Raw genomic sequence first — 6,877 nt, 5'->3', positions numbered from 1 at the left:
AGTTTCATCTCATTCACCTCCTAGTATTATTTTACCAAAAGGCGAATAGGTTTACAATATTTAATTATATTTACATAGATTTATCCGTTCGTGGTATGAGAGGGACATTGGAATTGAAACCATTTAATACGATTCCTCATTCGTTCCCAGCGTGAAGGATATTCTATCGATAAATTTATCCAGATATTTATTGATTTATATAAAATTTGGTAACAGTTTAATTTCCCATTGAATACAAACGAGGTCAATCGAAGCAGATTGATGCGGACCGTCTGCAACTTTGCTGTCAGGCCATGTGTCTAAGTGAAATGTTGAGTGTCCCTATAGAAGAAGGGGCATTGTATTACCATGAAACACATCGGCGTGAACGCGTTTTATTGACAGAAAATTTGCGTAAGGAAGTCAAAGAAATGCTGGATCAAATGCACCATTATCTTCAAACTGGTTATGTCCCTAAAGTACGTCCCAGGAAAGGTTGTTCGAGTTGTTCATTAAAGGAACTTTGTTTGCCTGTAATTTGCAAAAAGAAGTCAGTTGATTCATACTATAATGCTGTATTCGAGGATGATTTGCTATGAGAAAGTTATTCAACACATTATATGTGATGACTCCGGAAACATATTTGGCTTTAGAAAATGAAAATGTTTTGGTACTGCTGGATGATCAGGTAAAAGGCAGGATTCCGCTTCATACGTTGGAACAAATCATATACTTTGGTTATAAAGGAGCATCACCAGCCTTGCTTGGAGAATGCGCCAAAAGGAATATAGGCTTATGCTTTTACCGTCAAAGCGGCAGATTTCTGGCCAGAGTGGTGGGAGTAACTCAGGGAAATGTTTTGCTGCGGAAAGAACAATACCGGTGTTCAGACAGCGAGGATAGGAGCTGTGAAATTGCCAGATACTTTATTGTTGGCAAGATATTTAATGCACGAAGCGTGCTGGAACGGGCAAAGCGCGATCATCCATTGAGCGTGGATACGCAGTCGTTGCAGGAAGTAAGTGCTGCCTTATGGCAGCTGGCCAAGAAGGCCAGGGAATGTCAGGATTTGAAGCACCTCCGTGGTTATGAGGGGGAAGCTGCAAGCTTGTATTTTTCGGTATTTGATCATCTTATCTTGCAGAATAAAAAGGTTTTTTCCTTCGAACAGCGGATAAAACGTCCTCCCAGAGATCCGGTCAATGCATTGCTTTCTTTCGGATATACCCTCTTAGCGAATGATTGTGCGTCAGCTTTGGAGTCGGTAGGATTGGATGCTTATGTCGGCTTCCTGCATCGCGATTGCCCGGGACGAATGTCTCTGGCTTTAGACTTGATGGAAGAGTTGCGCAGCATTTATGCTGACCGGTTTGTTCTGACCTTGATCAATAATCGCAAAATCAATGTGAATGCGTTTGATCAACAGGAAAATGGTGCTGTATTGTTGAATGAACAAGGACGTAAAGTTTTTCTTACCGATTGGCAGAACAGGAAAAAAGATGCGATACGTCACCCGTTTTTAGACGAAAAGATACCGTGGGGGCTGGTTCCTTTCGTTCAAGCGCAATTGCTGGCCAAGGTATTACGTGGCGATCTGGATATGTATCCGGCATTTTTGTGGAAATGAGATGAGAACATGCTGGTTTTAGTGACATATGATGTGAGTACGCAGGATAATGCGGGGAAACGAAGACTTCATCAGGTAGCGAAACGATGTGAGCAGTACGGGCAGCGCGTCCAGAATTCTGTATTTGAGTGCCTGTTGCAGCCGGATGAACTCGTTTTGCTGAAGCATCAATTATTGAAAATCATGGATCCGGAACAAGACAGCATTCGCTTCTATAATTTGGGTGCAAAATATCAATCGAAGATTGACCATTATGGTGCAAAGCATACTTATGATCCGGAGGAGGTCCTGATGTTGTAGGCAGGTGTCCTGAGAAAATACTGGAAAGCGGCGGGGATGCTGTAGGTTTCGGCGAGTTCCTGCGGGGAGGCCCAGACGAGCGGCGTGTTGTCTTCGGCTACGATGCCAGAGTCCGGGTTTTTGAGCAGGACCTCAAAGCCGCGCATCTGCCATTCGACATGGGAGAAGATGTGGCGGGCGTCTGGCAGGCGGTGGATTTCCTGTACGGAGAGGCCGTGTGCGTCTAAATGCGCCTGGACTTCTTCTGCCGTGAGATGTCCTTTTAGATGCGGGAGTTCCCATAGTCCGGCCAGCAGGCCCTTGGCCGGGCGTTTCTGCAGGGCAATCGCTTTTCCGGTGCGCAGCAGCAGCACCGTCAGGTTTTCCTGGCGGCGCTGCTTTTTGTTTTGCTTGACCGGCAGTTCCTGCTCACAGCCTTCGTCGTGTGCGAGGCAGAGCGGGGCGAGCGGGCAGCGGGCGCAGTGCGGAGCTCCATGGGGCAGGCAGATGGTGGCGCCAAGGTCCATGAAGGCCTGATTGAGGTCGCCGGCATCTTTTCCCGTGGGATAATGGGGAGCGAGGGCATCTTCTACGGCGCGTTTCACGGCGGGCTTTGCAATGTCCTCACGGCAGCCGAGCACGCGCATGACGACGCGCAGGATGTTGCCGTCGACTGCGGGCAGGGGCAGGCCGAAGGCGATGGAGCCGATGGCGCTGGCCGTGTAGCGGCCGATGCCGGGGAGATCCAGTAAATCATTGAAATCCCCTGGCATCTCGCCGTGGAAGGTATCCGTGAGGACGATGGCGGCCTTCTTGAGATTGCGGGCTCTGCTGTAGTAGCCGAGTCCCTGCCAGAGCTTCATGAGCGTCTCGTCGTCACAGGCGGCGAGAGATGCGATATCCGGGAGGGCCGCAAGGAAGCGCTGGTAGTAGGGGATGACCGCAGAGGCTCTCGTCTGCTGGAGCATGATTTCGGACAGCCAGGTGTGATAGGGCGTCGGCTCTTCGCGCCAGGGGAGCTCGCGTGCTGCCGACTGTCCCTGGTACCAGGTGAGCAGGGGGCGTGGCAGCTGGCTGAGAATATCCGGATGAGGGAGTTTTATGGTTGCTTTCATGGTCTGTATCGTTTCCTTTTTATTATGGTTTCATGCAGTCGCCTGTGGATTCTTTTCCATCGTTGACTGATACTATCCATTGTAGCATGGAAGTGTCTTTGTGAAAAAGACGATAATACCGATACAAATAAATGTAAACAGGAATCTTGTTTTATCCTGTATAGAAAGACAATGGTATAGAAAATAATGGTATGCCGGGGGATTATGTCTACTATGTAAAGATGAAGCGGTTTTATTCAAATCAAAAAACAGAATAAAATTTACAAAAACATGTTGACAAAATCGTCCCGTAGAGTAATAATGTATACATATTTACAGCGTTACACATTGAAAGGCAAGTGAGTTGCATCGGAAATGCGATGATGTGACAGCAACGCTTTCTTAGAAGGGGATGAATCTATGAAACATGTCTTGTCGGTCTTTGTCGAGAACCAGACGGGTGTGCTGGTGCGTGTTGTAAGTATGTTTTCCAGACGCGAATTCAACATCGACAGTTTGTCTGTTGGTGTGACGGAAGCGCCGGAGTTTTCCCGCATCACGATGGTGGTGCACGGAGATGAGAATCTGATTGAGCAGATGATCAAGCAGCTCGAGAAGATGCCGGTTGTGCGTGCCGTACAGCGGCTGGATGAGAAAAATGCTGTGTGCCGCGGGATGACGCTCATCAAGGTCAAGGCGGATGATCAGAGCCGTCTCGATGTCTTGAAGATGGCGGAACTCTTCCGGGCTCATGTGGTGGATGTCGAGTCCAACACACTGGTCTTTGAGATTACGGGCAGCGATGACAAAGTGACGGCTTTCCTGAGACTCGTGAAGCCTTACGGGATTGCCGAAGTCATACGCACCGGCCTCATAGCGCTGGAACGCGGGGAACATACAATCTATGAACATTGTGAGGAGAGAGAGTATTATGGCAAAAACTTACTATGATCAGGATGCAAATTGGGAACTCATGAATGGCAAGACGATCGCAATCCTCGGCTATGGCAGCCAGGGTCATGCACATGCTCTGAACCTGAAGGACAGCGGTGCAAACGTCATTGTCGGCCTCTATGAAGGCTCCAAGTCCAAGAAGGTCGCAGAAGAGCACGGCCTGAAGGTTTACACGGTCGCTGAAGCAGTCAAGCAGGCTGATATCACGACGGTCCTGATCCCGGATGAGAAGCAGGCTGATGTTTACAAGACGGAAATCGGACCGAACCTCAAGCCGGGCAGCGCTCTCGTCTTCGCACATGGCTTCAACATCCATTATCAGCAGATCATCCCGCCGGCTGATGTCGATGTCTTCATGGTTGCTCCGAAAGGCCCGGGCCATCTCGTTCGCCGTACGTTCACGGAAGGTTCCGGTGTTCCGGCTGTCTTCGCTGTTTACCAGGATGCTTCGGGCAAGTGCTTCGACCTCGCTCTTGCTTATGCAAAGGGCCTTGGCGCTCTGCGTTCCGGTGCTCTTGAGACGACGTTCCGTGATGAGACGGAAGAAGACCTCTTCGGTGAACAGGCTGTCCTCTGCGGCGGCGTTTGCCAGCTGATGCAGACGGGCTTCGATGTCCTCGTTGAGGCAGGTTATCCGCCAGAGATGGCATACTTCGAGTGCTTCCATGAGATGAAGCTCATCGTTGACCTCTGCTATGAGGGCGGCTTCACGAAGATGCGCAAATCCATCTCCGATACGGCTGAATATGGCGATTACATGGTTGGCCCGCGCATCATCACGGAAGACACGAAGAAAGAGATGAAGAAAGTCCTCAAAGAGATCCAGGACGGCACGTTCGCTCGCAACTGGCTGCTTGAGAACAAGTCGGCTGGCCGTGCAAACTTCCTCATGGAGCGCCGCCTCCATGCTGAGCATCCGATCGAGAAGGTCGGTAAAGAACTGCGTGCTATGATGCCGTGGCTCAAAGATGGCGCAGATCTTTCCAAAGACTGATTCGCCGTCAGGCAACTGAACAGGAAATGAACGCTTCCCCGGCGAATACTGCGTCGGGGAAGTTTTTTCCAATCACTGGACATCATTGGATCATATAGATTAGGAGGGCATACTATGGGTATGACTATGAGCGAGAAGATCCTCGCGAAACACGCCGGCCTTGATTCCGTGAAAGCCGGTCAGCTCGTCACGTGTGAGCTCGATATGGTACTCGCGAACGATATCACGGCGCCGCCATCCATTGCGAAATTCGAGGAGATTGGCCGCCCTGTCTTTGACAATACGAAAATCGCACTCGTGCCGGATCATTTCCAGCCGGCCAAGGACATCAAGTCGGCAGAGCTTGCCAAGACAGTCCGCGATTTTGCTCATAAACACAAGATTGTCAATTACTTTGAACAGGGCCGCGTGGGCATTGAGCACGTCATCCTGCCGGAAAAAGGCATTGTGGCTCCGGGCATGCTGACGATTGGCGCGGATTCCCATACCTGCACGTACGGTGCCGTCAACGGTTTTGCGACGGGCGTCGGCTCGACAGATCTCGGCGCTGCCATGGCGACGGGCAAGGCCTGGTTCAAGGTGCCGGAGGCCATCAAGGTTAATCTGACGGGTGAGAAACCGGCGAATATCAACGGCAAGGACGTCATTCTGACGCTCATCGGCATGATCGGCGTGGATGGTGCACTTTATAAATCCCTGGAGTTTGCCGGCCCGGGCGTCAAGGCCCTGACGATGACGGACCGCCTGACGATTTCCAACATGGCCATTGAAGCCGGCGGCAAGGCCGGTATCTTCCCGTTTGATGAAATCACGAAAGCGTATGTCGATGGCCGCGTCAAGAAACCATATGAGCCGGTGGCCGCTGACGACGATGCCGAGTACTGCCGCGAGGTCGACATCAATCTGTCCGAGCTCAAGCCAGTTGTCGCGTTCCCGCATCTGCCGGGCAACACGAAACGCGTCGAGGACATCAAGGAGCCCATCGAGATCGATCAGGTCATCATCGGTTCCTGCACAAACGGCCGTCTTGAGGATATGGAAATCGCTGCATCCATCCTCAAGGGTCATAAGATTGCGGACCGCGTGCGCTGCATCGTCATCCCGGGCAGCCCCGCCGTTTACAAGGAATCCATGAAACGCGGCTACATCGATGCCTTCATCGATGCCGGCTGTGCCGTTTCGACGCCGACCTGCGGCCCGTGCCTCGGCGGCTACATGGGCATCATGGCTGCGGGGGAGCGTTGCGTTTCGACGACGAACCGCAATTTCCGCGGCCGCATGGGTCATGTCGACAGTGAAGTTTACCTCGCCGGCCCGCATGTTGCAGCCGCGAGTGCAATCTTAGGACGCATCGCAACACCGGAGGAGGTACAGTAACATGAAATTAGAAGGAAAAGTATGGCGCTACGGCGATAATGTCGATACGGATGTCATCATCCCGGCTCGTTACCTCAATACGTTTGACCCGAAAGAGCTTGCCAAGCACTGCATGGTCGACATCGATGAAAGCTTTGCACCCAATGTCAAGGAAGGCGACATCATGGTCGGCGGCCGCAATTTCGGCTGCGGCTCTTCGCGTGAGCATGCGCCGGTTGCCATCAAGGCTTCAGGCATCCCAGTCGTCATCGCTGCAAGCTTTGCGCGTATCTTCTACCGCAACGGTATCAATATCGGTCTGCCGCTGCTCGAAATCGGCGATCAGGTGGAGAAGATCAAGGCTGGCGATCAGCTGCGCGTGGATACGGCTACAGGCACGATCGAAGATCTGACGACGGGCGATGTGTTCCATGCACATCCGCTGCCGGGATTCGTGCAGGATATTGCCAAAGCCGGCGGCCTGATCAATTACATCAAGGGCCAGAAGGACTGAGCATGCATCAGCCTGTCTGACGTGCCTGGAAATCGCAGGCATGTCGGATGGGCTGTGTTTGGCGTTTTGTCAGAGTAGAG

At 51.6% G+C, this 6,877-nt stretch carries 8 protein-coding genes; 7 read left to right on the top strand and 1 reads right to left on the bottom strand.

The annotated features are described in order from the left end of the window. The first annotated feature begins 227 nt into the window (after positions 1-227). From cas4 to cas2, 3 genes are read left to right on the top strand one after another with little or no spacing between them, the layout of a single operon-like run. Entirely contained in the window at positions 228-578 is a 351-nt protein-coding gene (cas4, locus tag DWX75_RS12350; protein WP_369974341.1) for a CRISPR-associated protein Cas4, read from the top strand. Then, positions 575-1,606: a type I-C CRISPR-associated endonuclease Cas1c gene (cas1c, locus tag DWX75_RS07600; protein ID WP_118015738.1), complete on the top strand. Its 1,032-nt coding sequence runs from the start codon at positions 575-577 to the stop codon at positions 1,604-1,606. The genes cas4 and cas1c overlap by 4 nt, the downstream gene beginning before the upstream one ends. 9 nt (positions 1,607-1,615) lie before the next feature. Beyond that, positions 1,616-1,906: a CRISPR-associated endonuclease Cas2 gene (gene cas2, locus DWX75_RS07595; protein ID WP_118015737.1), complete on the top strand. Its 291-nt coding sequence runs from the start codon at positions 1,616-1,618 to the stop codon at positions 1,904-1,906. On the opposite strand, the gene mutY is transcribed toward cas2, so the two are convergent. Next, positions 1,876-3,000 (bottom strand): A/G-specific adenine glycosylase, encoded by a 1,125-nt coding sequence (mutY, locus tag DWX75_RS07590; RefSeq protein ID WP_118015736.1) that lies wholly within the window; start codon positions 2,998-3,000, stop codon positions 1,876-1,878. The two genes, cas2 and mutY, sit on opposite strands and share 31 nt — an antisense overlap. A 399-nt stretch (positions 3,001-3,399) precedes the next feature. On the opposite strand from mutY, the gene ilvN reads away from it, so the two are divergent. The 4 genes from ilvN to DWX75_RS07570 all read left to right on the top strand — a co-directional run bounded on the left by ilvN (position 3,400) and on the right by DWX75_RS07570 (position 6,797). After that, positions 3,400-3,930: an acetolactate synthase small subunit gene (ilvN, locus tag DWX75_RS07585; RefSeq protein ID WP_118015735.1), complete on the top strand. Its 531-nt coding sequence runs from the start codon at positions 3,400-3,402 to the stop codon at positions 3,928-3,930. Further along, on the top strand, positions 3,911-4,927 hold the full coding sequence (ilvC, locus tag DWX75_RS07580) for a ketol-acid reductoisomerase (protein WP_118015734.1): 1,017 nt from the start codon (positions 3,911-3,913) through the stop codon (positions 4,925-4,927). The genes ilvN and ilvC overlap by 20 nt, the downstream gene beginning before the upstream one ends. Positions 4,928-5,041: 114 nt before the next feature. Then, positions 5,042-6,304 carry a 3-isopropylmalate dehydratase large subunit gene (gene leuC, locus DWX75_RS07575; protein WP_118015733.1) on the top strand — a complete coding sequence of 421 codons (1,263 nt, stop codon included), beginning with the start codon at positions 5,042-5,044 and terminating at the stop codon, positions 6,302-6,304. 1 nt (position 6,305) lies between these two features. Continuing rightward, the gene (locus tag DWX75_RS07570; protein ID WP_118015732.1) at positions 6,306-6,797 is read left to right on the top strand and encodes a 3-isopropylmalate dehydratase small subunit; all 492 of its coding nucleotides are present in this window, start codon (positions 6,306-6,308) and stop codon (positions 6,795-6,797) included. The last annotated feature ends 80 nt before the right edge of the window (positions 6,798-6,877 follow it).

It is taken from the genome of Mitsuokella sp. AF21-1AC, assembly GCF_003458855.1.
Classification (GTDB): Bacteria; Bacillota; Negativicutes; order Selenomonadales; family Selenomonadaceae; genus Mitsuokella.
This window is presented reverse-complemented; position numbering and strand designations above follow the sequence as displayed.